The 26445-nt window shown below is 72.7% G+C and carries 26 protein-coding genes and 1 tRNA gene; 6 read left to right on the forward strand and 21 right to left on the reverse strand.

Annotation, left to right across the window (positions count from 1 at the left end):
• Nucleotides 1-84: 84 nt before the first annotated feature.
• From gap to hemL, 3 genes are all read right to left on the reverse strand, one after another.
• Complete coding sequence (gene gap, locus ACYQ02_RS09855) at nt 85-1095, reverse strand: type I glyceraldehyde-3-phosphate dehydrogenase (protein WP_460040251.1); 1011 nt, start codon at nt 1093-1095, stop codon at nt 85-87.
• Between the two features lie 27 nt (nt 1096-1122).
• Nucleotides 1123-2133, reverse strand: a complete 1011-nt coding sequence (locus tag ACYQ02_RS09860) for an Asp23/Gls24 family envelope stress response protein (RefSeq protein ID WP_460040252.1) — start codon at nt 2131-2133, stop codon at nt 1123-1125.
• Between the two features lie 223 nt (nt 2134-2356).
• Nucleotides 2357-3664, reverse strand: a complete 1308-nt coding sequence (hemL, locus tag ACYQ02_RS09865; RefSeq protein WP_460040253.1) for a glutamate-1-semialdehyde 2,1-aminomutase — start codon at nt 3662-3664, stop codon at nt 2357-2359.
• 194 nt (nt 3665-3858) lie between these two features.
• Here hemL and ACYQ02_RS09870 point away from each other — a divergent pair, with 194 nt between their 5' ends.
• Complete coding sequence (locus ACYQ02_RS09870) at nt 3859-4896, forward strand: prolipoprotein diacylglyceryl transferase (protein WP_460040254.1); 1038 nt, start codon at nt 3859-3861, stop codon at nt 4894-4896.
• A 44-nt stretch (nt 4897-4940) separates the two neighbouring features.
• Here the strand turns inward: ACYQ02_RS09870 and ACYQ02_RS09875 are convergent, their stop codons facing one another.
• Entirely contained in the window at nt 4941-5669 is a 729-nt protein-coding gene (locus tag ACYQ02_RS09875; RefSeq protein WP_460040255.1) for a helix-turn-helix domain-containing protein, read from the reverse strand.
• Nucleotides 5670-6080: 411 nt separating this feature from the next.
• On the opposite strand from ACYQ02_RS09875, the gene pruA reads away from it, so the two are divergent.
• Both pruA and ACYQ02_RS09885 read left to right on the forward strand, forming a co-directional pair.
• Nucleotides 6081-7631, forward strand: a complete 1551-nt coding sequence (pruA, locus tag ACYQ02_RS09880; protein WP_460040256.1) for an L-glutamate gamma-semialdehyde dehydrogenase — start codon at nt 6081-6083, stop codon at nt 7629-7631.
• A 310-nt stretch (nt 7632-7941) separates the two neighbouring features.
• Entirely contained in the window at nt 7942-8508 is a 567-nt protein-coding gene (locus ACYQ02_RS09885) for a Fur family transcriptional regulator (protein ID WP_460040257.1), read from the forward strand.
• A gap of 129 nt (nt 8509-8637) precedes the next feature.
• On the opposite strand, the gene ACYQ02_RS09890 is transcribed toward ACYQ02_RS09885, so the two are convergent.
• Together ACYQ02_RS09890 and ACYQ02_RS09895 are read right to left on the reverse strand one after the other, a co-directional pair.
• Complete coding sequence (locus tag ACYQ02_RS09890; RefSeq protein WP_460040258.1) at nt 8638-9573, reverse strand: S1C family serine protease; 936 nt, start codon at nt 9571-9573, stop codon at nt 8638-8640.
• A gap of 129 nt (nt 9574-9702) precedes the next feature.
• A tRNA-Arg gene (locus tag ACYQ02_RS09895) sits at nt 9703-9777 on the reverse strand.
• A 633-nt stretch (nt 9778-10410) separates the two neighbouring features.
• On the opposite strand from ACYQ02_RS09895, the gene ACYQ02_RS09900 reads away from it, so the two are divergent.
• Nucleotides 10411-10890 (forward strand): DUF7990 family protein, encoded by a 480-nt coding sequence (locus tag ACYQ02_RS09900; RefSeq protein WP_460040259.1) that lies wholly within the window; start codon nt 10411-10413, stop codon nt 10888-10890.
• A gap of 118 nt (nt 10891-11008) precedes the next feature.
• Nucleotides 11009-11566, forward strand: a complete 558-nt coding sequence (locus tag ACYQ02_RS09905) for a hypothetical protein (RefSeq protein WP_460040260.1) — start codon at nt 11009-11011, stop codon at nt 11564-11566.
• Nucleotides 11567-11715: 149 nt separating this feature from the next.
• Here the strand turns inward: ACYQ02_RS09905 and ACYQ02_RS09910 are convergent, their stop codons facing one another.
• The 7 genes from ACYQ02_RS09910 to ACYQ02_RS09940 all read right to left on the reverse strand — a co-directional run bounded on the left by ACYQ02_RS09910 (nt 11716) and on the right by ACYQ02_RS09940 (nt 18445).
• On the reverse strand, nt 11716-12189 hold the full coding sequence (locus tag ACYQ02_RS09910; RefSeq protein WP_460040261.1) for a hypothetical protein: 474 nt from the start codon (nt 12187-12189) through the stop codon (nt 11716-11718).
• Between the two features lie 18 nt (nt 12190-12207).
• Nucleotides 12208-12795, reverse strand: a complete 588-nt coding sequence (locus ACYQ02_RS09915; RefSeq protein ID WP_460040262.1) for a hypothetical protein — start codon at nt 12793-12795, stop codon at nt 12208-12210.
• Entirely contained in the window at nt 12792-13823 is a 1032-nt protein-coding gene (locus ACYQ02_RS09920; RefSeq protein WP_460040263.1) for an ArsA family ATPase, read from the reverse strand. The genes ACYQ02_RS09915 and ACYQ02_RS09920 overlap by 4 nt, the downstream gene beginning before the upstream one ends.
• A gap of 27 nt (nt 13824-13850) precedes the next feature.
• Nucleotides 13851-14867, reverse strand: coding sequence for an ArsA family ATPase (locus ACYQ02_RS09925; RefSeq protein ID WP_460040264.1), 1017 nt, complete (start codon nt 14865-14867; stop codon nt 13851-13853).
• Between the two features lie 36 nt (nt 14868-14903).
• A complete protein-coding gene (locus tag ACYQ02_RS09930) occupies nt 14904-15203 on the reverse strand; it encodes a DUF7990 family protein (protein WP_460040265.1) in 300 nt (99 codons plus the stop codon).
• A 102-nt stretch (nt 15204-15305) separates the two neighbouring features.
• Nucleotides 15306-17078 carry a carbon starvation CstA family protein gene (locus tag ACYQ02_RS09935; protein ID WP_460040266.1) on the reverse strand — a complete coding sequence of 591 codons (1773 nt, stop codon included), beginning with the start codon at nt 17076-17078 and terminating at the stop codon, nt 15306-15308.
• A 596-nt stretch (nt 17079-17674) separates the two neighbouring features.
• Nucleotides 17675-18445 carry a hypothetical protein gene (locus tag ACYQ02_RS09940; protein ID WP_460040267.1) on the reverse strand — a complete coding sequence of 257 codons (771 nt, stop codon included), beginning with the start codon at nt 18443-18445 and terminating at the stop codon, nt 17675-17677.
• Between the two features lie 185 nt (nt 18446-18630).
• Here ACYQ02_RS09940 and accC point away from each other — a divergent pair, with 185 nt between their 5' ends.
• A complete protein-coding gene (gene accC / locus ACYQ02_RS09945) occupies nt 18631-19986 on the forward strand; it encodes an acetyl-CoA carboxylase biotin carboxylase subunit (protein WP_460040268.1) in 1356 nt (451 codons plus the stop codon).
• Nucleotides 19987-20084: 98 nt separating this feature from the next.
• On the opposite strand, the gene rpsI is transcribed toward accC, so the two are convergent.
• From rpsI to ACYQ02_RS09985, 8 genes are all read right to left on the reverse strand, one after another.
• The gene (gene rpsI / locus ACYQ02_RS09950) at nt 20085-20480 is read right to left on the reverse strand and encodes a 30S ribosomal protein S9 (protein WP_460040269.1); all 396 of its coding nucleotides are present in this window, start codon (nt 20478-20480) and stop codon (nt 20085-20087) included.
• A gap of 36 nt (nt 20481-20516) precedes the next feature.
• Nucleotides 20517-21002 (reverse strand): 50S ribosomal protein L13, encoded by a 486-nt coding sequence (gene rplM / locus ACYQ02_RS09955; RefSeq protein ID WP_460040270.1) that lies wholly within the window; start codon nt 21000-21002, stop codon nt 20517-20519.
• A gap of 205 nt (nt 21003-21207) precedes the next feature.
• Nucleotides 21208-22353, reverse strand: a complete 1146-nt coding sequence (gene truA, locus ACYQ02_RS09960; RefSeq protein WP_460040271.1) for a tRNA pseudouridine(38-40) synthase TruA — start codon at nt 22351-22353, stop codon at nt 21208-21210.
• Between the two features lie 4 nt (nt 22354-22357).
• Nucleotides 22358-23149, reverse strand: coding sequence for an energy-coupling factor transporter transmembrane component T family protein (locus ACYQ02_RS09965; RefSeq protein ID WP_460040272.1), 792 nt, complete (start codon nt 23147-23149; stop codon nt 22358-22360).
• On the reverse strand, nt 23146-24072 hold the full coding sequence (locus tag ACYQ02_RS09970) for an energy-coupling factor transporter ATPase (protein ID WP_460040273.1): 927 nt from the start codon (nt 24070-24072) through the stop codon (nt 23146-23148). Before ACYQ02_RS09970 ends, ACYQ02_RS09965 begins: the two co-directional genes overlap by 4 nt.
• Nucleotides 24069-24953, reverse strand: coding sequence for an energy-coupling factor transporter ATPase (locus ACYQ02_RS09975; RefSeq protein WP_460040274.1), 885 nt, complete (start codon nt 24951-24953; stop codon nt 24069-24071). Before ACYQ02_RS09975 ends, ACYQ02_RS09970 begins: the two co-directional genes overlap by 4 nt.
• A 44-nt stretch (nt 24954-24997) precedes the next feature.
• Entirely contained in the window at nt 24998-25339 is a 342-nt protein-coding gene (gene rplQ, locus ACYQ02_RS09980) for a 50S ribosomal protein L17 (protein WP_460040275.1), read from the reverse strand.
• A 129-nt stretch (nt 25340-25468) separates the two neighbouring features.
• On the reverse strand, nt 25469-26416 hold the full coding sequence (locus tag ACYQ02_RS09985; protein ID WP_460040276.1) for a DNA-directed RNA polymerase subunit alpha: 948 nt from the start codon (nt 26414-26416) through the stop codon (nt 25469-25471).
• Nucleotides 26417-26445: the final 29 nt, after the last annotated feature.

The raw sequence follows: 26445 nt of genomic DNA on the forward strand, positions 1-26445 counted from the left end.
CGGGCCTCCTTTCCACTGCCGAATCCCATGGGTCACCCAGGCCGCCGGCAGGACGGGCCGGCGCGGGGGCGCCCCCGCCGCCCCTCAGAGGCCCTTGGCGCCGATGAAGGCCACCAGGTCGACCAGCCGGGCGGCGTAGCCCCACTCGTTGTCGTACCAGGCCACGACCTTCACCATGTTGCCCTCCATCACCATGGTGGAGAGGGCGTCGACCACCGACGAGTAGGTGGAACCGCGGTAGTCGCTGGAGACCAGGGGTTCCTCGCTGTAGCCCAGGATGCCCTTGAGCTCGCCGGCCGCCGCCTCGGCGAAGGCCCGGTTGACCTCTTCCACCGTGACCGGCTGCTTGAGCTCCGCCACCAGGTCGACGATGGAGACGGTGGAGACGGGCACCCGCAAGGCGAAGCCGTTGAGCCGCCCCTGCAGGTGGGGCAGGACCAGGCCCACCGCCTTGGCGGCGCCGGTGGTGGTGGGGATGATGTTCATGGCGCCGGCCCGCGCCCGCCGCAGGTCCTTGTGGGGCAGGTCCAGGATGCGCTGGTCGTTGGTGTAGGCGTGGACGGTGGTCATCAGGCCCCGCACGATCCCGAACCGGTCATCCAGCACCTTGGCGACGGGGGCCAGGCAGTTGGTGGTGCAGGAGGCGTTGGAGATCACCCGGTGCCGGGCGGGGTCGTAGCGGTCCTGGTTGACGCCCAGCACGATGGTGATGTCCTCGTTCTTGGCGGGCGCCGAGATGATCACCTTCTTGGCGCCGCCCCCCTCGATGTGGGCCACCGCCTTGGTCGCGTCGGTGAAGACCCCGGTGGACTCGATGACCACGTCCGCCCCCGCCTGATCCCAGGCCAGCTGGGCCGGGTCCTTGACGGCGGTGAAGCGGATGCGCTTGCCGTCGACGATGAGGGCGTCCTCCTCCGCCCGCACGTCGGCGTCGAAGATGCCGTAGTTGGAGTCGTACTTGAGCAGGTGGGCGAAGGTGGCCGCCGGCGCCAGGTCGTTGATGGCCACGATCTCGATGTCGTCCCGGCGCCAGGCCTGCCGGAAGAACCGGCGCCCGATGCTGCCGAACCCGTTGATGCCAACCCGAACCGCCATGGCATCCCGCTCCTTTCCAGCCCGTGCCTACGGGTCCATGATAGCAGTTTCCCCTGAGGATCCCCTGGGGGACGAACCGCCCAAGGCCGGCCCGCGGGCCCCGGCCCCCAGGCCCGGCACCGGGGCAGGGGCGCCGGGAGCCACCCCCGCGGGTGGATTCCCTCCGGCCGCGTCCCGCCCGGCCGCCTCCTCGCCGGCCGGCGCCCCGCCGGCCTCCCGCACGGCCAGCCGGCGGGCCACCACGTCCAGGGTCACCACGTGGAGGGCCGTCATGTGCTCGACCGCCTGCAGGGCCTGGCGCTGGGCCGACGCCAGCACCGCCCGCAGCGGGCGGCCCGGTTCCACCGCCACCTCCAGGGTGATGGCCACCCCCTCCTCCCGGTCGACCACCGACGCCCGCAGCACCTCGGCCACCCCCGTGACCCGGCCGGCGGCATAGGCGGCGATGCTGCCCACCACCTGGCGGGTGATGAAGAAGCGCCCCAGGGAGCTGTAGGTGGGCCGCACCATGGTCTTCTCGATCACCTGGCCGGGCCCCGCCGCCGGCCGGTTCTTCCCGCGGTAGAACAGGCGCAGGGGGTCGAGCAGGTAGCCGGAGAAGCTGCGCTTCACCTCGAAGGTCGGGGCGGGGATGACGTGGCGGCCCTGGGTGCGCCGGATCAGCTGGGCGCGGCGGATCTCGGCCGGTGTGGCCACCTCTTCGATGGCGATGTAGCGGGCGGGGGCGGGCAGGCCCAGGGTGGCGGCGATGCGGTCGACCATGTCCCGGGACGTGCCCAGGATCAGGATGCGCCGCGGCCGCAGGGACTCCAGGGCCTGCCGCACCTCGTCGCGGTGGGCAGGATCGACGAAGAGGGCCCGGCGGATGGCGCCGATCTTGGTCGCCTCCCGCTTGGCCGAGACGCCGGCCACGATCCGGCTCTCCCGGATCAGCAGCCCGTCGTCGATCAGGGCGTCGGCATCGATCTCCCGGGCCACGGCGGCGGCCCGGTGGCTCTTGCCCGTGCCGCTGGGCCCGACCAGGGCGACGACTTCCATGACGGCCTCCTTTGGGCCCACCCCGGCACCCGCGCCGTCCCGTTCGCCGGAGCATTCCGGGGCGGCTGCGCCGCGGCCCTGGCGGGAACCGGCGCGGCGGTCTCGAGGGGCACCCGCCCGCGGCCTGGGGGCACCCGCACCGCGGCCCCGCGGGCAACGGCGCCGCGGCCTGGGGGCACGGGCGCCGCGGCCTGGCCGCCAGCGGGCGACCGGCCACCGGTTCTCAGCGGCGGGCCCGGCGCAGGGCCCGGGCGTGGGCTTCGACGGTGAAGTCGATGTCCTGGTCCGTGTGGGCCAGGGATACGAAGGCCGCCTCGAAGGCCGACGGCGGCAGGTACACGCCCTCCCGCAGCATGCCGTGGAAGTAGCGGGCGTAGAAGGACGCGTCGGCCTGGCGGACCTCGGCCAGGTTGCGCAGGGGCCCCGGGTGGAAGAACCCCGTCCACATGGACCCCACCCGCTGCAGGCAGTAGGGGACGTCCTGGGCCCGCGCCTCGGCCTCCAGGCCCTCGGCCAGCCGGGCGGCCTGGCGCTCCAGGCGCTCATAGGTGCCGGGCTGGCTCAGCACCTCCAGGGTCGCCAGCCCCGCGGCCATGGCAAGGGGGTTGCCGGAGAGGGTCCCCGCCTGGTAGACCGGGCCGGCCGGCGCCACCCGCTCCATGATGTCGGCCCGGCCGCCGTAGGCGCCGACGGGCAGGCCGCCGCCGATGACCTTGCCCAGGCAGGTCAGGTCGGGGGTGATGCCCAGCAGGCCCTGGGCCCCGCCCGGGCCGACCCGGAAGCCGGTGATCACCTCATCGAAGATCAGCAGGGCCCCGGCCTCCCGGGTGAGCCGGCGCAAGGCGGGCAGGAAGCCGGGCTCCGGCGGTACCACCCCCATGTTGCCGGCGATGGGCTCGACGATCACCGCCGCGATGCGCTCGCCGTGGCGGGCAAACAGCTCTTCCACGGCCGCCGTGTCGTTGTAGGGCAGCACCCACGTGTCCTGGGCGGCGCCGCGGGTCACCCCCGGCGAGCCGGGCAGCCCCAGGGTCAGCACGCCCGACCCCGCTTCCACCAGCAGGCTGTCGGCGTGGCCGTGGTAGCACCCGGCGAACTTGACCACCTTGTCCCGGCCCGTGTAGGCCCGGGCCAGCCGCAGGGCGCTCATGGTCGCCTCGGTGCCCGAGTTGACGAAGCGCACCCGCTCCATGGAGGGGATGGCGGCGGTGATGGCCTCGGCCAGGGCCAGTTCGACCTCCGTCGGGGCCCCGTAGGCCGTCCCCCGTTCCACCTGGCGCTGCACGGCCTCGACCACCGCCGGGTGGGCATGGCCCAGGATCAGGGGCCCCCAGGCCATGACGTAGTCCACGTAGCGGACGCCGTCGACGTCGGTCACGTAGGGCCCCTTGGCCCGGTCGATGAACCGGGGCGTGCCGCCCACGGCGGCAAAGGCCCGCACGGGGCTGCTGACCCCGCCGGGCAGGAGATCCCGCGCCCGCTGCCACAGCTCCGCCGACCGGGCGACCCGGCGATCTTCGGCGACGTCCATGGGCGACCCCCTTCGTGGCGGCCTCAGCGGCCGCCGTCCTTCCTTCGCGCTACGGGATCCGGCTGGATGCGATCGGTCCGGCGACTCCAGGTTGAATGGTACAATGAGCCTGCTCCCCAGGAAAGCGCTGCCCGGGGGGCCTGCCGTCACCACAACATCGCCACAACCGGTGGGGAGGACGAGGAGGGCACGCCGTGGAGGTCAACTGGGACCCGATATTGATCCAGATCGGCCCCCTGGCCATCCGCTGGTACGGGTTCTTCATGGCGGTGTCCATGGCCGCCGGCCTGTACGTGCTGGTGCGGGACGGGACCCGGCGGGGCTACGACGAGGAGTTCCTCTACAACATCAGCGCCCTGATCATCGTCGGCGGCATCGTCGGCGCCCGGCTGGTCTACGTCCTGACGAACCCGGGGGATTACTTCGTCCCCGGCCGCTATGGCGAGATCATCCGGGTCGACCACGGCGGCCTCTCCCTGCATGGCGCCCTGCTGGGCGGGGGGCTGGCCGGGTGGTGGTACATCCGCCGCCGCCTGGAGGGACCCGCCTGGCCCCACTTCCAGCGCCTGCTGGACCTGGCGGTGCCGGGCATCGCCATCGGCTACATGCTGGTCCGCATCGGCAACGTGTTCAACCACGAGGTCCTGGGCAACTACACCACGGCCCTGCCCTTCCCCCGCCACCCCGTCCAGCTCTACGCGTCGGCCGCGGGGCTGGTGCTGCTGCTGATCCACAACCGGCTGGCGCGCCGCCGCCCGCCGGCCGGTTACCTCTTCTGGACGTTCCTCTATTACTACCAGTGGTGGCGGATCGCCGTGGAGGAGACGGTGCGGGACGCGCCCATTGCCTGGCCGGTCTACGCCAACCCCGCCTACGGCATCGAGATCTTCACCGTGACCCAGGTGACCACCTGGCCCCTGCTGGTCGTGGCCTGGTGGCTGCGCCGCCGCTCCCTGGCCGCGGGGATCGACCCGGCGTGGCGGCCCGGTCCGGAGGCCGGTCCGGATGCCGCCGAGCCGGAGGAACCGGCCTTCGCTGCCGATGAGCCGCCGGCCCTGGCGCCGGACGAACCGGCCCCCTCCCGGGACGGCGGCAGCCCGGAAGCCGCTTCGCCGGAGGAGGACGGGGACCGGGCGCAGCGCACGGAAGAGGCCGCCACCGGCGACCGGCGGGGCAGCGCCCCTTCCGAACCCGGCCGTCCCGATCTGGCGCCGCCCGGGTCGGGGGCGTGACGGCCTGGGTGGGGTCGGGGAACGGCCGGGCGGGAGGCGGGAGGTTACGGGGAAGGGGCCGAGGGGCCCGGATCGGGGGGCAGGCCCGGCGCGGCCGGGGGGCCGTCCGCCCGGGGGTTCTCCCCACCCACCCCGTCCCCTCCCACCCCGCCGGCCCCGGGGGCTGACGACTCGGCGGTCTCCGGCCCGCTCGTCCCCCGCTCGTGGCGGGGGACCGTTCCGCCCCGGGCCGGTGGGGGCGCACCGGCTTCCCCCGGGCTCGCCTCTTCGCCCGGCGGGCCCTCGGCCGCCACGTCCGGCGCCCCATCGGTTGGTGGCGTATCGGGGATCGGCGGCCCAGCCGGCAACCGGCGGGTCCCGCCCCGGGGCGGCGGGTAGGTGGTCCCCCGGCGGCGGGGGCCCGCCCCCCGCGGCTTGGCCGTCAGGCCGACCCGGTCCAGGAATTCCGCCAGCGCCTCGAGCTTGGGATCGTCCAGGGTGGCTAACCGCTGGCAGGCCTCCGCCAGCGCCGGCCGTTCCAGCAGCTGGAGGGCCAGGGCGGCCAGGGGCTCGGGCAAGAGCGTCTCCAAGGCGAGCCGGTCCGTCAGGAAGACCGACACGGGCACGTCGTAGAGGGCCGCCAGCTCCCGCAGGACGTCCAGGCTGGGCTGCCGCTCGTTGCGCTCGTACTTGCTGATGGTGCTGAAGTGCATGCCCGTCCGCCGCTCCACCTCGTAGATGCTCAGGTTGCGGCTCTCGCGGATGCGGCGCAAGCGGCCACCCAGGTCGTCCACCGAGGGTCACTCCAGCCCGTGGTCAATGGATCCGGCTTTCGATCCGGCTTTCGGGCGGGCGGCGCCGGCGGTTGTCATTCTGCAGGCCCCCGCGCCGGGGGACGCCGGCCCCGGGCGTCCCCGCGCCCCGGCAAGCGGTCTGACACGATGTCGCCCGCCACTCCCTGCCATGCATTCCGGTTCCGCGGGAGGCTTCCTATAGCCGCTGAGGCCATACACCGGCGTGAAGTAGCCGCTGACGCCAACACCGGCCCCTCGGTGGCGCGCCGGCAGGGATGGAGGCGGCCGCTGTCTAAGGGGTTGCCCGTCCGGTGCCGCCTGGCGGGGACTTCCAGCCCCCGCGTCGCCCCTTGGGGTGTATCGGGTGCGCCGGGCCATTGGCAAGGTATCGGCGGAAGGAGGATGGGGCCGATGTCCGTACCGGAGTTCCGCAACGAACCGCTGACGGACTTCTCCCAGCCGGCGGCCCACCAGGCCATGGTCGAGGCGCTGGCCCACGTGCGGAGCCAGTTCGGCCGCCACTACCCGCTGTGGATCGGCGGGCGGGCGGTGGACACGCCGGAGCGCATCGTCTCGTACAATCCGGGGCGCAAGGCGGAAGTGGTGGGGTCGGTGGCCCGGGCCACCCGGGAGCACGCCGAGCAGGCCCTGGCGGCCGCGTGGGAGGCCTTCGGCCCGTGGAGCCGGCTGCCCGCGTCGGCCCGGGCGGCGGTGCTCTTCCGGGCGGCGGCCATCATGCGCCGCCGCAAGCTGGAGCTGGCCGCGTGGGAGGTCTACGAGGCGGGGAAGACCTGGCCCGAGGCCGACGCCGACGTGGCCGAGGCCATCGACTTCCTGGAGTACTACGGCCGGCAGGCGCTGCGGCTGGCCGAGCCCCAGCCGGTGGCGCCGCTGCCCGGCGAGTTCAACGAGACCTTCTACATCCCGCTGGGCGTGGGCCTGGTGGTGCCGCCCTGGAACTTCCCCCTGGCGATCCTGACGGGCACCACCGTGGGCCCGGTGGTGGCCGGCAACACGGTGATCCTCAAGCCGGCCAGCAACACCCCGGTGATCGGCGCCAAGTTCATGGAGATCATGGTCGAGGCCGGCATCCCGGCCGGGGTGATCAACTTCCTGCCGGGCCCTGGCCCCGAGGTGGGCGACTACCTGGTCAACCACCCCCGGATCCGGTTCATCAACTTCACGGGGTCCATGGAGGTGGGCCTGCGCATCTACGAGCAGGCGGCCCGCCGCCAGCCGGGCCAGATCTGGCTGAAGCGCGTGGTGGCGGAGATGGGCGGCAAGGACGCCATCATCGTCGACGACAGCGCCGACCTGGAGGACGCCGCCAACGGGATCGTCACCTCCGCCTTCGGCTTCCAGGGGCAGAAGTGCTCCGCCTGCTCGCGGGCCATCGTGGTCGACGCCGTCTACGATGAGGTCCTGCGCCGGGTGGTGGAGAAGACCCAGCAGCTGCGGGTCGGCCAGGCGGACGACCCGGCCACCCAGGTGGGCCCGGTCATCGACCACGTGGCCTTCCAGAAGATCATGCGCTACATCGAGATCGGCCGCGGCGAGGGCCGGCTGGTGGCCGGCGGCCAGGGGGACGACCGGGAGGGCTACTTCATCCAGCCCACCGTCTTCGCCGACGTGGACGGCCGCGCCACCATCGCCCAGGAGGAGATCTTCGGGCCCGTGGTCGCCTTCATCCGCGCCCGGGACTTCGACCACGCCCTGGCCCTGGCCAACGACACGATGTACGGGCTCACCGGCTCGGTCTACGCCCGCGACCGGTACAAGCTGGAGCGGGCCAAGCGGGAGTTCCACGTGGGCAACCTGTACTTCAACCGCAAGTGCACCGGCGCCCTGGTGGGCGTGCATCCCTTCGGCGGGTGGAACATGTCGGGCACCGATGCCAAGGCGGGCGGGCCGGACTACCTGCTCTGGTTCCTCCAGCCCAAGGCCGTGTCGGAGAAGCTGTGAGGGAGCCGGGCGTCTCCGGCGGCGGCTGCCGGGCCGCCGCCGGAGACGCAGCGGTGCCGGAAGCGTGCTGAGCGAACGGGTGCAAAGGGCCGGGCGCGGCACGGCCGGCCCACCTGCGGCGGCGGGTGCCGGCCGCCAAACCGGGTCGGGGCCGCCGGCTTCGCCGGCGAGCTCCCTGCCGCCGTTCCTTTTGACGCTGGCAGCCGGTTCCGCCTATAATAGCGATACCGGTTGTATTTTTAGAATCGCTATCGAGTAGGTGGCCGAGCCGGGGGTGGCGGCGCCCCCGTAGATGCATGGGGTGAGCCCGGTGACCATCCGCAGGATCCTGGAGACCCTGGCCCAGCACGACTACCGGCTGACCTGGCAGCGCTGGGCCGTGGCGGCGGCGGTGGTCCTCAATCAGGATCGGCTGCTGACGGCCGAAGAGCTGTACTCCCAGCTGAAGAAGGACTGGCCCGACATCGGGCTGGCCACGGTGTACCGCACCCTGGATCTGCTGGTCGAACTCGGCCTGGTCGACCGCGTCCAGGTCGGCGAGGGCCCCACCAAGTACGGGCTGCGCAACGCCAACGTGGAGATCCGCCAGCAGCTGGTCTGCGAGTGTTGCGGCGAGGTCACCCCCATCGACGACCGGCAGCTGGAGCCCCTGTGCAAGCACCTGGCCCACATCAGCGGCTATCAGATCTCCGAGATCGAGATCAAGGTGACCGGGATCTGCCCGCGTTGTCGCTCGGCCGCGGGGCGGCACGGCGGCCGGATGCCCGCCGCGGCGATCTCCGCAAACCCGGAAGGGGACCAGGTGCTCCCCGCCGGCCCGGCCCCCGCAGGGGAACCGGTTCGGGGGACCGCGCGCCAGGCCGGCGCCAGTGGCTGAGGAACTCGGCCCCTCGCAAGACGCAAGACGACCCGCCCACAACGCAAGACGAAGGGCGGCCGCCCGGTGCGGCCGCCCTTCGTCTTGCTGGTTCCTCCACCCCGCGCGCCTCCATCCTGGCCCCCGGCCTCAGGACGCCGAGGCCAGGCGGGGGATCTCCTCCACGGGGAACTCCAGCTCGATCAGTTCACCGCCCCGCAGCACCGTCAAGCGGGCCCGGTCGCCGGGCCGCCGGTAGGCCAGGACCTTGCGGATGGTCCCGGCGTGGATCACCGGCTGGTCATCCGCCCGGACCACCATGTCGAAGGGCTTGATGCCCGCCCGCTTGCCGGGGCCGTTGTCGGCCACGTGGCCGACGACCAGGCCCCGGTCCACCGGCAAGGCGAACAGCTGGGCCAGGGCCGGGTCGACCACGTCTGGCTGCCCCGAGAACCCCAGCCAGGGATGGGTCGCCCGGCCGAACTCGATGATCTGGTTCACCACCCGGCGCACCACGTCGCCCTGGACCGCCAGGCTCATGCCGTGGGACCAGGGGATGCCGTTCATGCCGGCCACCGCGCCGTCCAGGGTCACCAGGGGCCCGCCGGTGTTGCCGGGGTGCATGGGCGCCTGGGTGACGATCAACCCGTCCACCGGGATCCGATCGGGCCGGTAGAGGGTCATGTCCACGGTGCTGACGATCCCGAAGGTGGCATTGACCTGCAGGTTCAGCGGGTAGCCCACCGCCACGACGAACTGCCCCACCTGCAGGTCCGCCGTGGGCCGCCACGCCGGCAGCGGGCCGGGGAAGCGCTCCGCCAGCCGCAGCACGGCGATGAAGTACACCGGGTCGGAGCCCACCGGGGTCGCGTCGACCTTGGTCCCCCCGGGCAGGGTCACCACCACCTCGCTGGCATCGTCGACCGTCTGGGCGTTGCAGATCACGTGCCAGTGGTCGAACAGGATGCCCGTCCCGAAGGCCGTGGTCTGCCGCTTCCGGTCGGTCCCCGCCACGTGGCAGAGGAAGGGACGCACCCGCTCCAGGGTTTCGACGATGGCTTGATCCCAATGAAAGGGTTGCATCATGGCGATCGCCCCAATGGCCCCGAGCCCGGCGGGAGCCGGGCTCTTTCCCGGATGTCATGTCGCCCGTCCTTGGTGGGAATGAACCAAGGGGCGGCGCCGGCCTGTCTTGCACCGGTCACCGCCCCTATGTGCGCCCGGCAGGAATCGAACCTGCGCAAGACGTGGCTCCGGAGGCCACCGCTCTATCCGCTGAGCTACGGGCGCAAGCGCGAGCGCCGGTGGCGCCCGCCGCGCTAATCATTATACCCAGGTCCGGGCCTCGTGCCAAGGCCCCGCAATCCCTCAGCCAAAATGTGACCGAAGGGGTCCCGGATCCCTCCCGGAGCAATCTTACCGAAGGGACGGGAGGGACGTGCGGTGCCGATGTCGCTCACCCAGATGCCCCCGTCCCGCCTGGGTCCCTGCGGCCCGCGCGGGGCTCCTCCGTGGCCACGCGCCCTCCGGCGCGCTGCGCGCCGCCGCGTGCCGGCCCGGCGCCACGGGCCGGCGGCCCATCCCCGCGGGGCCCGTCGGCCCACCGGCGGGGCAGGGACCGGCGCGGCGCGCGCCGAAAGAATCCGCACCCTGCCCCATCCCGCCCATCGGGAGGCCAAAGCCATGGCAGCGCCGGACCGAAGCGCCCCAACGGACCCCCATCGAGACGCAGGGGACCCGCGTCAGGGCGCACACCCGTCGCCCGACGGTGCGCCGCCCGCGGCGCGCGCCACACCGCCGCTTGGGACGGCGCCCGCCGGCGGCGCGCCACCCGCGGCAACCGGCCCGTTCCCTCACCCCGAGGGTGCGGGCGGGCTGGTCGCGGCCTCCCGTCCCCTCGGTCACGGGCACGTGGCCGTTCCCGTGGCCGGCCCCGGCGCCGGCAGCGCCCCGGAGGGCGCCCACGGCCATGCCCCGGGGCACGGCTGGGAGTCCCACGGCCCCGGTCACGCCCACAGGCACGGCCACGGATACGGCCCGTCCCACGGCCGCGGCCACGCCCACGCCCACGGGCACGGCCACCACGACCCGCGGCTCCGCCGCCACGGTCACGCCCGGGCCCACAGCTGGATCACCCAGCGGCCGGCCACCTTTTGGGGCAAGGTCAAGCAGTTCCTCTGGGGCTTCTTCTTCTTCGAATGGTACCACGAGCTGCAGCACGCCCGGTCCCAGTACAACGACGTGATGAACCTGGTGCTGTTCGGCGAGCTGCTGGGCATCCCCCTGATGAATTCGTCCATCGGCTTGCGGCTCTTGCCCTATGTGTTGCCCGACCTGGACGCGTGGAAGCACCGGCAGCTGGAGGAGCACCTGGTGGAGGAACACGCGCCCCACATCCATTGACCGGCCGCCCGGCATGCCGCCCGGTATGCCACCCGGCGGGCTCAAGATTTCACGGCCGGGACTGCGCCCACGGCGCGCACGCGTACAGGAGCGGCGGCGCGCCCACCATTGGAGGAAGGTGAGGGCCTTGGATCAGCCCCTGCTCGATCGGATCGCTCTCGCTGTGGCCGTCCTGCTGGTGGTCTGGTGGGTCGCCGGCCGGCAGTGGAACCGGCGGCGCGCCGTGCAACTGGCGCGGGTGGCCCGCAGCGCCCTGACGGTCCTGGGTGACGAGATCAGCGTCAAGGCCCTCGGAGGGGGAACCAGCGGGTTCCTCATGGAGGTGGGCCGGCCGGCGGCCGGCATCCGCACGGCCCAGTTGCTCTGCCTTTTGGAGCCCCGCGACTTCCCGCTGGCCTGGGCCTGGACGCGCTGGCGCGGCCGGCGGGACCAGTTCATCCTGAAGGTTGAGGCCTCCCGGCCCCTGCGGGCGGCGCGCCTGGAGGGGAAGGGCCGTCCGGCGGGCGGCTTCGGCCTGCGCCGCCTGGTGCTGGCCGCCACCCAGGCGCAAAGCCCCCAGGTGCAGGTCAGCTTTGGCGTCGCGCCCGGCGAGGAGAGCGACATCGCCCGCGCCGTGGAACTGGCCGCCGGCCTGGCCCGCGGCGAGCTGCAACTGGCCGGCCGGGACTCGGCGTAGACCCGGCGCCAGCAAGGCACGGGCCCGCGGGGCGCGCCCACCGGGGGGTGCCCCAGGACGCCGGGTCAGCGCACCCCCGCCATTTCCCGGCAGCTCCCCGGCCTTTACGACGGGGTGCCCTGCCGGCGACGGCGTCAGAGCCCTGCCGGCTACCGCGGCGCGTCGCCCCGCCCATCCCCCGCCGCCAGCAAGGCCGCCACCAGGTCGTCGATGGCGTCGTAACCTTCGTCCAGGCGAGCACAGCGTCCGCCGGCCACTACGGCGACGTCGTCCGTCCGCAACCGGAAACGGGTGGCCAGCCAGGTGCCGCGCCAGGACGTCAGGGGCACGGTGACCACGTCGATCTGCGGGCCAAAACGGCCGGCCAGGTGGTGCACCAGGGCCTCTAGCTGGCGCTGTCGCGCCCGTTCCGCCGGCGGGTAATCCTGCTCCTGATCCTCCGGCCACCCCAGGCCGCACCCGGCCCCCCAGGGAACGGCCCGGGGGCACATCTTGAAATAGAGCGGGAAGAGACCGACCACCTCGACCCGTACGGGACGCCGGCCCGCCCGCCCGGGCCGGACCGCCGTCGCCGCCGGCCCCCAGCGGTTCCCCACCCGCTCCCCCCTTCGCCCGGCCGCCATCGGGACGCCCCCCCTTGTTCAATGGCAGCGCCACGCCGCCAGGATCGCCTGCCAGGCCGTCTCCAGCTCCTCTTCCGGGCAACCGGCGGCCGCCTCCAGTCGCAGCTGCAGTTGCCGGCCGGTGGCCCCGCAGTCCAGCACCAGGGTGCGGGCCGGTCGCCAGCGGCCCGGGAAGCCCCTCCGCACGGCGCCCTTGGCCCACCAGCCCCGGTGGCCCGCCAGCTCCAGCGCCCCGCGGGCTGCGACCCGGCGCAACCCCTGTGCCGCCGCCGGCGGCGTCCCCGCACCCACGGCGCCGCGTCCGGCGGGGGCCGCCGGGACCACCGACAGGAACAGCTCGGCCCGGACCCGGGCCCGGGGGGCCGCGTCCCCCCCGGCGCCGTCCCGGCTGGCCAGCCACCAGTGGCCGTGGCCGGCGGTGGCCCAGCTGATGCCGTCCCGCACCTGCCAGCGGTCGACCTCCGGCGGGAAGGCCCCGTCGCCCAGCCTCCAGCCGGCCGGCACCCCCAGCAGCAAGAGGTTGCAGGTGCCAAAGACCACGCTGCGCACGGCCAGCAGGTGGGGCCGGACCCCGCCGGGTCCGGCCCCTGGGTCTGGCGCCCTCACCCCGTCACCTGGGCCAGGGCCCAATGCTGGTCGGGATCGAACAGGTCGTCCACGGCCTGCTTGAGGGCCTCCAGGCCGTGCACCTCGCTCTTGTACAGTGGCAGGAAGGCCCGGACCAGATCGCCCAGCTCCCGCTGGATCTGCTCCAGGTAACCCGCCTGCTCCTGGTACTTGTTGAGCAGGTACTCGTCGCTGCTGGCCTTCTCCACCTCTTCGCCGCGGATCACCCCGTTGACCAGCACGCCGCCCACGGGGATGTCGTAGGCGCGCACCATCTTGATGAACCGGGTCACCACCGAGATCGGCAGCGCCAGGGGCAGGGTGACGAAGAAGAAGGCGGTCAGGTTGGGGTCGACCAGCAGCTGCTTGACCGCCTTGAACCGCTCGTCCATGGCGATCAGGTCGGCCAGCATCGGGTCCTTCTTGACCTCTTCCATCACCTTGTCCTTGCGGAAGCTGAGCTGGACCCGCAGGGACAAGGCCTCCTTGCGCGACTCGATCATCCGCTGCAGCCACAGCCCGTAGATCTTGGACAGGCCGATCAGCCGCACCGCATTGGCCACGGCCGCCGTGTCGAAGACCAGGATGTCGTACTCCTGCCCCTCCCGCAGCATGATGTCGACCATCTTGTCGAACATGGCCGACTCCTCGAAGGCGGGGTTCGTCACGGCGATGTCGACGAAGGGCTTGGCGTCCACGGGGATGTCGGCGTACTTGAGGAACTCCCGCACCCGCTGGGCGATGTTCTCCCGGTAGCGGGCGACCACGTCGGAGGCATCCACTTCGACGGCGTAGAGGTTGGCGACCCCCTGGACCGGCCGCACCTGGCCGCCCGTCAGATCCTGGCCGAACACCGACGTCAGGGAGTGGACGGGGTTGAGGCTGGCCAGCAGCGTCCGCTTGCCCTGCTCGGCGAAGTGGTACGCCAGGACGGCCGCGCAGATGGTCTTCCCCACCCCACCCTTGCCCCCGGTGAAGACGAACTTCAGCTGGGGGTGTTCCTGCAAGAAGGTGGCGATGTGCTGCACCCGTCGTCACTCCTTTGTGAGAGACCGTCAGGCCTCCAGGGCGATGTCGCAGTTCATCAGATAGCGGGACGCCTGCTCGATCATCTCCAGCCCCTTGGGCTCGCGGGTGAACATGGGCACCACCGACTGCACCCGGTCGCCGAACTTCCGGGCGATGTCGGCCAGGTGCTCCTGCTGCATGAGGACCCGGTTGCGCAGGTACTCCGAGGTGCCCGGCCGGTCCAACAGCTCCCGGGGATACACCTGGTTGACCACCAGGCCGGACATCTCCATGCCCAGGGCGTGGAACATCGCCAAAGCCCGCTCGGTGTCCAGGATCGCCATCTTCTCCGGGATCAGCACCATGAAGAAGGCCGTGCGGCGGCGGTCGGTGATGAGGTCGGTGAAGGACTTGATCTTGTTGCGGATGTCGATGAGCTCTTGCATCACCGCGTCCTCGTGGCCCTTCTCGCCCTTGAGGGTCGCGGCGATGGCGTCGTACTCGGCCACCTTGGAGCGAGCCTCGGTGATCTTCTCCACCCATTTGGAGAGGATGTCCGCCATGGCCACCATGCGCACCCCGTGGCCGAAGGGCGGCATGTCGAAGATGTAGATGTCGTACTGGCGCGCCGCCACCAGCTCCGCCATGGCGTCGTAGGTGGCGGACTCGTACATCGCCGGCTCGGCCGAGGTCGAGTCGATGTACTCCTCGATCTCGCGGGGTACGGCGTCCAGGCCGTACATGTCCTTGATCTTCTGTTTCACCGACGCCTGGTAGTCGGCCACCCGGCGGTCCGCGTCGATCTCGACGACGAACAGGTTGGGGGCCACCTCCACCTCGCCCAGGCCATAGAAGTTGCGCTCGAAGATGTCGCTCAAGGAGGCCTGGGGGTCGGTGCTGAAGAGCAGCGTGCGCTTCTTCTTCACCTGGGACATGTACCAGGCCAGGGACGAGCTGGACGTGGTCTTGCCCAGGCCGCCCTTGCCGGCGAAGATGACGATCTCCACCTCAGGATGCTCGTTGAAGTACGCCTCCAGCCCCCGGGGCCGTACCAGGGTGGGCATGCCTCCATTCCTCCCCTTTCGGCGTCCGCCGGTCCGTCAGTAGATGGCGTCGGTGAAGTCCCGCTCCCGGAAGACCCGCTGCTTCCAGGACTCGATGTTGGGCACCGCGTAGGGCAGGATCCGCAGGCTGTAGTAGGGCGGCAGCACCGGGATGCCCAGCATGTCGCCCAGGGTGATGAACATGAACAGGTGCTCCAGGTGCATCCGGGTGCGCAGGGCCGCCGTCACGTTGCCGTGGCTGGCCATCCCGTACATGACGCCCCGCAGCTTGGTGAGGAACCCGGCCTTTTGCTCCTTGCCGTTGCCGTTGGCCGGCTCCGCCTTCCGACCGAACATGGGCGCGCACCTCCTCCTCGCCGGATGAGCCCCGCGGGCGAACCGGGCGCGGGCGGGCCCTGGGCTGGAGGGCCCGCCCGCACCGGCCGCGTTCGTCCGCGATCAGTCGCCGGGTGCCGCCTGGGGCTGGGCCAGCAACCCCGCCTTGGCCCGGCTGTAGGCCTGGAAGGTCAGGATCGCCATGCGCAGGCCCAGGACGAACAACACCACCCCGATCAGCACCGACGCCCAGTCGATGATGTTGGCCACGGAGGGCGCCAGGGTCTTGAGGGGATCCTGGGTCAGGGTCTTGGCCGGACCGCCCAGGGCCGCCTGGAGGAACCGCACCGTCTGGACGGCGATGGCCGCCAGGGTGGTGACGATCATGAACAGGGCCGGGATCAGGGTGTAGCGGCTGGGCGCCTTGACCCGGGCCAGGTGGATGGTGATCAGCATCAGCGCCAGGCCCGCCAGCAGCTGGTTGGATCCGCCGAAGAACAGCCAGATGTTGTTCCACGAGCCGCTGACGGCCATGATCCACGGCAGCAGGAGGCCGATGAAGGTGGCCACGTGCTTCTGGGAGAGGATGCTCTCCCCGAAGACCTCCACCGAGACCAGGCGCCAGAAGCGGGTGACCAGGGCCTGGACGGTGATGGCGTAGATGACCAGCACCGTGCCGAAGAACACCCGGATGGCGCCGTCGGACATGAAGGTGCCCAGGATCGGCTTGGTGATCAGGGTGGCGCCGAAGACCCAGGAGCCGACGCTGGCGCCGCCCAGCTCGGCGATGCGCTCCGGGCTCAGCACCATGTAGGAGGCCAGGGAGACCAGCGCCAGCAGCCCCTCGCCCAGCATGGCGCCGGCCCCCACGGGGTGGGCGTCGGGCTCGATGTCCAGCTGCTTGGCGGTGCTGGACGAGCTGACCAGGCTATGCCAGCCCGAGATGGCGCCGCAGGCGATGGCCGTGAACAGCACCGGCCACATGGGGTTGCCACCGGCGGCGAAGCTGCCCTTCGGCCCCCAGAAGCCCACGTAGGCCGGCTGGGCCAGGGTGACGCCGGTCAGCGGCGTGATCAGCGCGCCCACCAGGATCACCAGCACCGCGAACATGGCCGGGAAGAAGGACACGTAGTTGAAGGGCTGGATGAAGGTGGGCAGCGGCAGGATCGAGGCCACGTACAGGATCACGCAGCACAGGGCCGCCCACAGCCAGACGTTGAAGTTCAGGGCGCCCTGGGTCGTCAGGTTGAACTTCACCGCCTGGCCGAAGCTGGTGGAGCCCAACCAGAAGGAGAGGATCATCAGGACGAAGGCGATCAGGGTGACCGTGCCCACGTTCATGCGGCGCTTGTAGAGCAGCTGCCCGCAGATCACACCGGTCAGGATGATGCCGGCGGTGGCCACGAACGACCCCGCGAAGGTGTTCCAGAAGACGGCGATCAGCTGGATGAACGTCGCCGAGATGATCAGCAGGTAGAACAGGATGAAGCCCAACAGGGTGCTGCGCCCCGCGGCGCCCGTGAACTCGTAGGTGATGGGACCGAAGGAGCGCCCCTGGTTGCGCACCGAGAGCATGATGGCCCCATAGTCCTGGAGCCAGCCGATGAAGAAGTTGCCGAAGATGATCCACAGCAAGGCGGGGACCCAGCCGTACTGGATGGCGATGAAGGGCCCGAGGATCGGCCCCAGGGCGGCAACGCTCTTGTACTGGTATCCCCAGAGCACGTAGCGGCTGACGGGGAAGTACTCGACCCCGTCGGTGTACATGTGGGCCGGGGTGGTGCGGTTGGGATCCGGACGCCACACCGTCCGGTCGTACCAGCGACCGTACCCCCAGTAGGCGATGCCGTAGGCGATCAGCGCCAGCACCACGAACATCGCCGGCGAGTTGAGCATGGCCCTCTCCCCTTTCCCCTGAGGACGCACGACGGCCTTTGGGCGATGACCAGCTGCCACCTCCCGCGGGCCGGGGATGGGATGGGCCGTGACGTGGGGTGGGACGAACCGGCTCCTGGCGCGCGGCGGCTCGGCGGCGGGGCCGGCCTGCGGCCCGCGGCCGCCGCCACCGGGGCGCCCGGGCCGGCGGCGGGGCCGCGCCCTGGGGGAGGGCTCGGGACCCGCCGGGCGACGGACAAGCCCGCGGAAGGCGAAACACCGGGCTCCGTCGGGACATCGCCGGCCCCGCCCCAACCGCCTGACCGGCGGCGGCGCCCGCGCCGGCTGTGCGGGGCCGCCGCTGCGGTGGGATACGGCGCGGGGTCCGGCAAGCCGCCGCACCGGGCCCGGATCCAATCCGGGACGGGCTCCAACGGGCTGGTTTGCCGCCTGGCCGCCATCTTGGGCACGTTCCCGGGATGGCGCGGCCGGGCGGATCTTTCACCCCCCTGGCGGCCGCCCGGCGGGCCGGTTCCTCCCCCAGCGGGAACCGGCTGCGGGCGTTTTCCTCACCCCGGGCGCCCCCTTCCGCCCGAAACCGGCCGGCGGCGCCCGATTCAGGTGGGGTTTTCGTCGCCCGGGAAGGACGTTCCTGCTCCGCCGGTCCACCACCACACGGGAACGCCCTCGAGCCCGGCCTCCCGCCGCGCCGGGGCGTCGATGCCGGCTCCGGCCGGGAGGACCACCGGGGCCGGCACCGGTTCTTCCAGATGGCGGAGCAGCTCGCGCCGGGCGCGGGCGAGGGCCGCCAGGCCGTCACCCGGCGCGGGGAGGCCCGGCCGCACCGCCGCCGCCTGGCTCACGGGACGCCCCGCCCCCGCCGGGCCGCCGGGAAGGACGGGGACGATCACCGGCCCCGCGGCGCCCGGAGCCCACTCCGTGACCCGGGCCCAGCCGCGGGCCCAGAGGGCGGGCGGCGTGCCGTCCCAGGGCAGCAGGACCCACCGGGTACCGGTTCGGGGACCGGCGGCGGTCACCAGCTGCCGCAGGTGGCCGGGGTCCCGGACCATGACCCCCTGGAGGACCCGGCCCCAGAGGGGCGCCACCGCACCGGCGGGGGCGGGGGCCAGGAGGACCCGCGGCACGGCGGGCGCGGCGTCCGCCGGGGTCCCCTGGGCGGGACCCGCCTCCGCCATGGCGTCGGCGAGCCGGACGAGGTAGGTTATGGTATGAGCGCCGACGGCCCTTTGCGCAGGCGGCGTCCCCGGAGCGGGGACCCGGGAGCCGGCGGCGCGGGCGGGCCCCAACGGGATGGCCAGGGGCCGCAACCAGCGGTCACCCGGCTCCCAGGGGACCTGGCCCGTCCGGCTGGGGTGGCTGGGGTGCATCGGCGCATCCTCCTCCCTGGCTGTCACCAGCATGGACCCAGGGGCCGGCGCCGGGCAAGGCGCGACGGCGCCTGCCCGCGTGACGCCCCCGGCGGCGGGGCGACGGCGCCCGGCGGCGCAGGGACCGTCCCTGGGGTGCAGGAAACGGCTGCGGCGCTGCGAACCTTGTCGGGGAGGTCGAGGCCATGTTCCAGAAGATCCTGATCGCCAACCGGGGCGAGATCGCCGTGCGCATCATCCGGGCGTGCCGGGAGATGGGCATCCGGACGGTGGCTGTGTTCTCCGAGCCCGACGAGGACGCCTTGCACGTGGCCATGGCGGACGAGGCCTACTGCATCGGCCCGGCCCCGGCCACCCGCAGCTACCTGCACATCCCCAGCCTGATCGAGGCCGCCAGCAAGGCCGGAGTCGACGCGATCCACCCGGGCTACGGCTTCCTTTCCGAGAACGCCCACTTCGCCGCCGTCTGCAAGACCTGGGGCATCGAGTTCATCGGGCCGCCGCCCGAAGCCATCGAGACCATGGGGCTCAAGTCCCTGGCCCGGGAGGCCATGCAGCGGGCCGGCGTCCCCGTGGTGCCGGGCAGCGAGGGGACCGTCGACGACGAGGACGAGGCGCTGGAGATCGCCCGGCAGATCGGCTACCCCGTGCTGGTCAAGGCGGCCGCCGGCGGCGGCGGGCGCGGCATCCGCGTGGCCCGCAACGACCAGGAGCTGGTCCAGGCCATGGCCTCGGCCCGGCGCGAGGCGGAGTCGACCTTCGGCAACGGCGCCGTCTACCTGGAGAAGTTCCTGGAGGAACCCCGCCACATCGAGATCCAGGTGATGGCCGACAAGCACGGCCACACCCTCCACCTGGGCGAGCGGGAGTGTTCGGTGCAGCGGCGCCGGCAGAAGCTGATCGAAGAGGCGCCCTCGCCGGTGATGACCCCGGAGCTGCGCCAGCGCATGGCCGAGGCCGCCGTCCGCGCCGCCGAAGCCGTGGAATACGTGGGCGCGGGCACGGTGGAGTTCCTGGTCGACCGGGACGGTCGCTTCTACTTCATCGAGATGAACACCCGCATCCAGGTGGAGCACCCGGTGACGGAGATGATCACCGGCATCGACCTGGTCAAGGAGCAGATCCGGGTCGCCGCGGGCGAGCCCCTGTCCTTCACCCAGGAGGACGTGGCCTTCCGCGGCTGGGCGATGGAGTGCCGCATCAACGCGGAGGACCCCAACAACCGCTTCCTGCCCTCGCCGGGCACCATCACCGCCTGGGAGCCGCCGGCAGGTCCCGGCGTGCGCCTGGACGCCGGCTTCCGCGCCGGTTCCACGGTCCAGCCCTTTTACGATTCCCTGGTGGGCAAGCTGATCGTCTGGGGCCGCGACCGGCAGGAGGCCATCGCCCGCATGCAGCGGGCCCTGGCCGAGTTCCACATCGAGGGCATCCGCACCACCATCCCCCTGTACCAGGAGATCCTGCGCCGGGAGGACTTCCGCCAGGGGCGGTTCCACACCCGCTGGCTGGAGGAAGAGGTGCTGGCCGGACAGGCGGGCTGAGGTCGCGGCAAAGGAACGGCGCCCGGCGGGTTCGTCCCACCGGGCGCCGCTTGGTTTTCGACCCTTGCTTCGATTCGGGCAACCCGAGCCCGAACGGTTCAGCGCTTGGAGAACTGGGGCGCCTTGCGGGCCTTCTTGAGGCCGTACTTGCGCCGCTCCTTGACCCGCGGGTCCCGGGTCAGCAGCCCCGCCTGCTTGAGGGGCTTGCGGTAGGCCTCGTCGACCCGCAGCAGGGCGCGGGCGATGCCGTGGCGGACGGCGCCCGCCTGGCCGGAGATGCCGCCTCCGCCGACCCGGACCAGCACGTCGTACTTGCCCAGGGTGCCCGTCACCTTGAGGGGGCGCTCCACCTCCGCCCGCTGGGCGATGGTGGGGAAGTACTCCTCCATGGGGCGCCCGTTGATGACGATCCGCCCCTCGCCGGGGATCAGACGAACCCGCGCCACGGCCTCCTTGCGCCGGCCCGTACCCCAGTAGACGGCCGTGGTAGCCATCGTCTCACCTCACTTCCGCCAAGACCGGTCTCTCGCTCAACCCTGACCGCCCGTCGCAGCCGTCCCGTCCCACACGGGCGTGCCGTCGGCCCGGATGACCAGCGGCTTGGGCTGCTGGGCGCCATGGGGGTGCTCCGGCCCCCGGTACACGTGGAGCTTGCGGAACTGGCGGCGGCCCAGGGCGTTGCGCGGCAGCATGCGGCGCACCGCCAGCTCGATCATCCGCTCCGGCCGGGTCTCCAGCAGGCGCCGGGCGGTGATGGCCCGCAGCCCGCCGGGGTAGCCGGTGTGGCGATAGTAGACCTTCTTGTTGAGCTTTTCGCCCGTCAGGCGCACCTTGGCGGCGTTGACGACGATGACGTGATCCCCCGTGTCCACGTGGGGCGTGTAGATGGCCTTGTGCTTGCCCCGCAGGATCTTGGCCACCTGGCTGGCCAGTCGGCCGAGGGGCACCCCCGCGGCGTCGATCACGTACCACTGCCGCTGCACGTCCTGGGGGCGGGCCATGAAGGTGGTCCGCATGGTGTTGCCTCCCGTCGTTTCGGTCCCGGGGCCGCGGCCTCGGGGCCGCCTGGGCCGGTTCGTCCCGCCCGCCCCGACCCGGGATGAACGCGGCCCCTTAGGCCCGTCTGTCGGGGCGGAAATCAAGAAAGGAGCCCGCGGCGCCGCCGGGGCCGATGTGACGCGATGTGACGCCAGGAACCCGATGAAAACAGCATTTCCTATACTAGTCGCTGGCTGGCGGGCTGTCAAGGGACACGGCGCCGGGCGTGTCGGTGCCAGGCGTGCCGGTGCCAGGCGTGCCGGTGGCGGCGGGCCCCCCCGGCCACGGCGGCCCTTCGGCGACCCAGCCGTCGTAGGTGACCCGCCAGAGGATGAGCCCGTGGGCCGGCGCCGTGGGGCCGGCCAGCTCGCGGCGGCCCGACGCCAGCAAGGCGTCGACCCGGTCCACCGGCCACCGCCCCCGCCCGATCTCCACCAGGGTGCCGACGATGCCCCGGGCCATGTGCATCAGGAAGCCGTCGGCCTCCAGGACGAAGCGCAGCAGGGGACCGTGGTCCTCCACGGCGCAGCGGAACAGGGTGCGCCGCGTGGTCCGCACGGGCGAGGCGGACGCCTTGAAGGCCGCGAAGTCGTGGGTCCCCTCCAGGCGGCGGGCGGCGGCGGCCATGGCCGCCACGTCCAGGTCCAGGGGCAGGTGCCATTGCCAGCGGCGGTGCAGGGGGTCGGCCACCGCGCCGCGCCACAGGTGGTAGACGTAGGTCTTGCGCCGGGCGCTGTAGCGGGCGTGGAAGCCTGGCGGCGCCTCGCCGGCGGCCACCGCGGCCACGTCGGCCGGCAGCAGGCCCCGCAGGGCGGGGACGAGGCGCTCGGCGGGAAAGGGTCGCGCCGTCCGCCAGTGGATCACCTGGGCCCGGGCGTGGACCCCCGCGTCGGTGCGGCCCGCCGCCGTCACCCGCACCGGGTGGCCGAACAGCCGGGCCAGCGCCTGTTCCACCACCTGCTGGACGGTGCGTCGCCGGGGCTGGCGCTGCCACCCGGCGAAGTCCGTGCCGTCGTAGGCCAGGACGGCGTATAGGGTCCGCCCGGCGGCCGCCGCGGGAGCCGCCTCCCGTCCGGGCCTGGGCGCCTCTGCGGGCTTGGGCTCGTCCTCCTCGGGCTCGCGCCCCGCCGCCCCGCCGGGCATGGCCGTGCCGGCCGGGGTGGAACCGGGCGCCCCTGGAGGCGGCGCCGCCGGGAGATCGCCGGCCCAGGGACGCTCCCCGGCGCTCGGGGTGGAACCGGCCCCGGCCCTGTCCGGGCCGGTGACGGCCGCCGGCCGGGTACGCCGCTCCTCCGCTGCTCCGCCGGATCCCGGCTTTGCGATCACCACCGCCTCACCGTCCCCACCACAGGATCCACCCGAAGAGCAGGGCCGCCAGCGCCGCCGCCAGGGCGTCGGCGGGACCCGGGCGCAGCTCCCGGTACCGGGTGCGCCCCTCGCCGCCCCGGTAGCCCCGCGCTTCCATGGCCAGGGCCAGGTCGTCGGCCCGGCGGAAGGCGCTGACGAAGAGGGGCACCAGCAGCGGCACCAGGGCGCGCAGCCGCTGCAGGGGACCGCCCTGGTGGAACCGGGCGCCCCGGGCCAGCTGGGCCTTCATGATCCGCTCCGCCTCCTCCGCCAGGGTGGGGATGAAGCGCAGGGCGATGGTCATCATCATGGCCAGCTCGTGGGCCGGCACCCGCCGCCCCAGGAGCCGCAGCAACGCCTCCAGGCCGTCGGTCAGGGCGATGGGCGAGGTGGTCAGCGTCAACAGGGAGGCGGCGGCTACCAGCAGGAGCAGCCGCACCGCCAGCCGCAGGCCCAGCTCCAGCCCCTGCCGGGTGGCCACCAGCGGCCCCAGGTGGACCAGCGGGTCTCCGGGCACCGCCACCAGGTTGAGCGCCAGGGTGATGCCGGCCAGCCAGGCCATGGGCCGCAGCCCCGCCAGGAGGTGACCCGCGGGCAGCCGGGCGGCCCAGGTGGCGGCCAGGATCGCAGCACCCAGGAGGGCGTAGGCGCACCAGGCCTCCACCAGGAAGAGGACCACGGTATACGCCACCAGCAGGCCGATCTTGGTCCGGGGGTCGAGCCGGTGCACGGGGCTGTGGCCGGGCACGTACTGCCCCACCAGGGGTTCGGGGATCATGGCCCTCCCTCCCCGCCGGCAGGCGCCGCCTCCGGCGGCCGCTGCCCGTGGGCCGCCACCGGTCCCAAGCGGTCGGCCACCGCCACCAGCTCCGCCTCGGCTTCGTCGATGCCGATGCGGCGCGGGTCGACGGGCAGGCCGCGCCGCGCCAGCTCGAGCAGCAGGCGCGCCGTGGCCGGCGGCCGCAAGCGGCACGAGGCCAGCAGCCCGGTGTCGGCCAGGATCGCCCCCGCCGGCCCGTCGGCCACCACCTGCCCGTCCCGCATCAGGATCACCCGCTGGGCGACGGCGGCCACCTCGTCCACATCGTGGGAGACCAGGACGACGGTCATGCCCTCCTCCCGGTGGAGCCGGCCCAGCAGGTCCACCAGCGCCGCCCGCCCCTGGGGGTCCAGCCCGGCCGTGGGCTCATCCAGCACCAGGGTCCGGGGCTGCATGGCCAGGACGCCGGCGATGGCCACCCGGCGCATCTGGCCCCCGCTGAGGCTGAAGGGGGAGCGGTGGGCCAGCTCGGGGGGAAGGCCCGCCAGGGCCATGGCCCGTTCCACCCGATCGGCGACCTCCGCCTCCCCCAGCCCGAAGTTGCGGGGGGCGAAGGCGATGTCCTCCCAGACCGTCTCGGCGAAGAGCTGCTGCTCGGGAAACTGGAAGACCAGGCCCACCCGGCGCCGCGCCTCGGCCAGCCGCTCGTCCCGGTCCCGGCCCGGGGCCCAGAGCTCGACGCCGTCCACCTCCACCCGGCCGCGGGTCGGCCGCAGCAGGCCGTTGAAGTGCTGCACCAGGGTCGACTTGCCGCTGCCGGTGGGGCCCATGATGGCCACCCGCTCCCCGTCGCCGATGACCAGATCGACGCCCCGGAGGGCCTCCCGCGGCGGGAAGCCCGGCGCGCGGTAGACGTGGACCAGCCCCTCCACGCGGATCATGGCGTCACCGCCCGGTCGCGGGGAACGTGGCCAGTGGGGCCGGGAAGGCCCAAGGCGGCCAGGAAGTCTTCCACCGTGACGATGCCCGGCGGCAGGTTCCACCCCCGCCGGCGCAGCCGCTCGGCCAGCCGGCCCATGGGCGGCGCGACGAGCCCCAGGCGCTCCAGCCAGTCGGGCCGGTCGAACAGCTCCCGCGGGCGGCCGCTGGCCACGATGCGGCCTCGCTCCAGGACCACGACCCGCTCCGCCCGCACAGCCTCCTCGAGGAAATGGGTGATCAGGACCACCGTCATGGCCCGCTCCCGGTGGAGGCGGGCCACCGTCTCCAGCACCTCCGCCCGGCCCGCGGGGTCCAGCATGGCCGTGGCCTCGTCCAGGACCAGGCATTGGGGCTCCATGGCCAGGATGCCCGCCAGGGCGACCCGCTGCTTCTGCCCGCCAGAGAGCCGGTGGGGCGGGTCCGCGCGGCGCTCCCAGAGGCCGACGGTCTCGAGGGCGGTGCGGACCCGGCGGGCGATCTCCTGCCGCGGCAGGCCCAGGTTCTCCGGGCCGAAGGCCACGTCTTCCTCCACCGTGGGCGCCACCAGCTGGTTGTCCGGGTTCTGGAACACCATGCCGACCAGGCGGCGGATCTCCCAGCGGGCCTGGGGATCGGCAGTGGAACGCCCGGCCACCCGCACCTCGCCCCGGGTGGGAACCAGCAGCCCGTTGAGCAGGCGGGCCAGGGTCGACTTGCCCGACCCGTTGGCCCCGACCACGGCCAAAAACTCACCCCGGCGCACCTCGAGGTCGATGCCCCGCAGGGCTTCGACGGCATCGGGTTGGCCGGGGTGGTAGACGACACTGGCTTGGCGTAGGACGATCAAGGGTTCTCCCGTCACGGCGCCGGGCCCTCCACCGCCGCGCCGGGCCGGACCGCCGGACCTCACACCAGCTCGAGCAAGGCCATGGGCGCGCCGTCGCCACGGCGCGGCTCCAGCTTGAGGACGCGGGTGTAGCCGCCGGCCCGGTCGCTGTAGCGCGGTCCGATGACGTCGAACAGCTTCTTGACCACCTGCTTGTCGTAGAGCACGGCCAGGGCCTGGCGCCGGGCATGAAGGTCGCCGCGGCGGGCCAGGGTGATCAGGTGCTCCGCCAGGCGCTGGGCCTCCCGCGCCCGCGTCTCGGTGGTCTCGATGCGCTCGTGGGTGAACAGGGACGTCACCAGGTTGCGCACCATGGCCTGGCGCTGGTCCGTCGGCCGGTTCAACCGGGACTTGTGCGCCATCGTCATCGCCTCCTGGGAACCGCCCTCGGCGGCCGGGTCGTCCCCCGGCCCATCCCGGCGCAGGGACCGCCACCGGTTCGGGCCCGGCGAGCCCCGCGCCGCGGGTTGGACGGCAGCCCCGAGTCCGACTCAGTCCTCGGGCTGCTTCAGGGAGAGGCCAAGGGCGGCCAGCTTCTCCTCGACTTCCTCCAGCGACTTCTTGCCCAGGTTGCGGACCCGCATCATGTCCTCGGGGGTCTTCTCCACCAGCTCCCCGATGGTGTTGATGCCGGCCCGCTTCAAGCAGTTGTAGGAGCGCACCGACAGGTCCAGCTCGTCGATGCTCATCTCCAGCAGCTTGGCCCGGGCGTCGTCTTCCTTCTCCACGGCGGTGGCGCCGCTCCGGCTCTGGTCCGTCAAGTGGAGGAACAGGGCCAGGTGGTCGGTCAGGATGCGGGCCGCCTGGCTCGCCGCCTCGTCCGGCGTCACCGTGCCGTTGGTCCAGACCTCCAGGGTCAGGCGGTCGTAATCCGTCACCTTGCCCACCCGGGTGTTCTCCACCTGGAAGTTCACCTTGCGGATGGGCGTGAAGATCGAATCGACGGGGATGACGCCGATGCTCCGGTCCGGGTCCTTGTTGCGGTCCGCCGGCACGTAGCCCCGGCCCTTCTGGACCGTCATCTCCATGAACAGCCGCCCGTCGTGCTCCAGGGTGGCGATCAAGTGATCCCCGTTGACGATCTCCACATCGGGCAGGGTGATGATGTCCGCCGCCCGCACCTCCCCCTCGCCCTGGGCCTCGATGCGCAGGATCTGGGGCTCATCGGTGTACATCTTGATGGCCAGTTCCTTCAGGTTGAGGATGATCTCCGTCGTGTCCTCGACCACCCCGGGGATGGACGAGAACTCGTGGAGCACCCCCTCGATCCGCACGCTGGTCACCGCCGCACCGGGCAGGGACGAGAGCAGCACGCGGCGCAGGGCGTTGCCCAGGGTGATGCCGTACCCGCGCTCCAGCGGCTCGACGACGAACCGGCCGTAGGTCCCGTCGTCGCTCAGTTCGACCGTCTCGATGGTCGGCTTCTCCATCTCGTACATGGCTCCGCCCCTCCTGTCGAGCCGCCGAC

This window comes from Thermaerobacter litoralis (assembly GCF_054654595.1).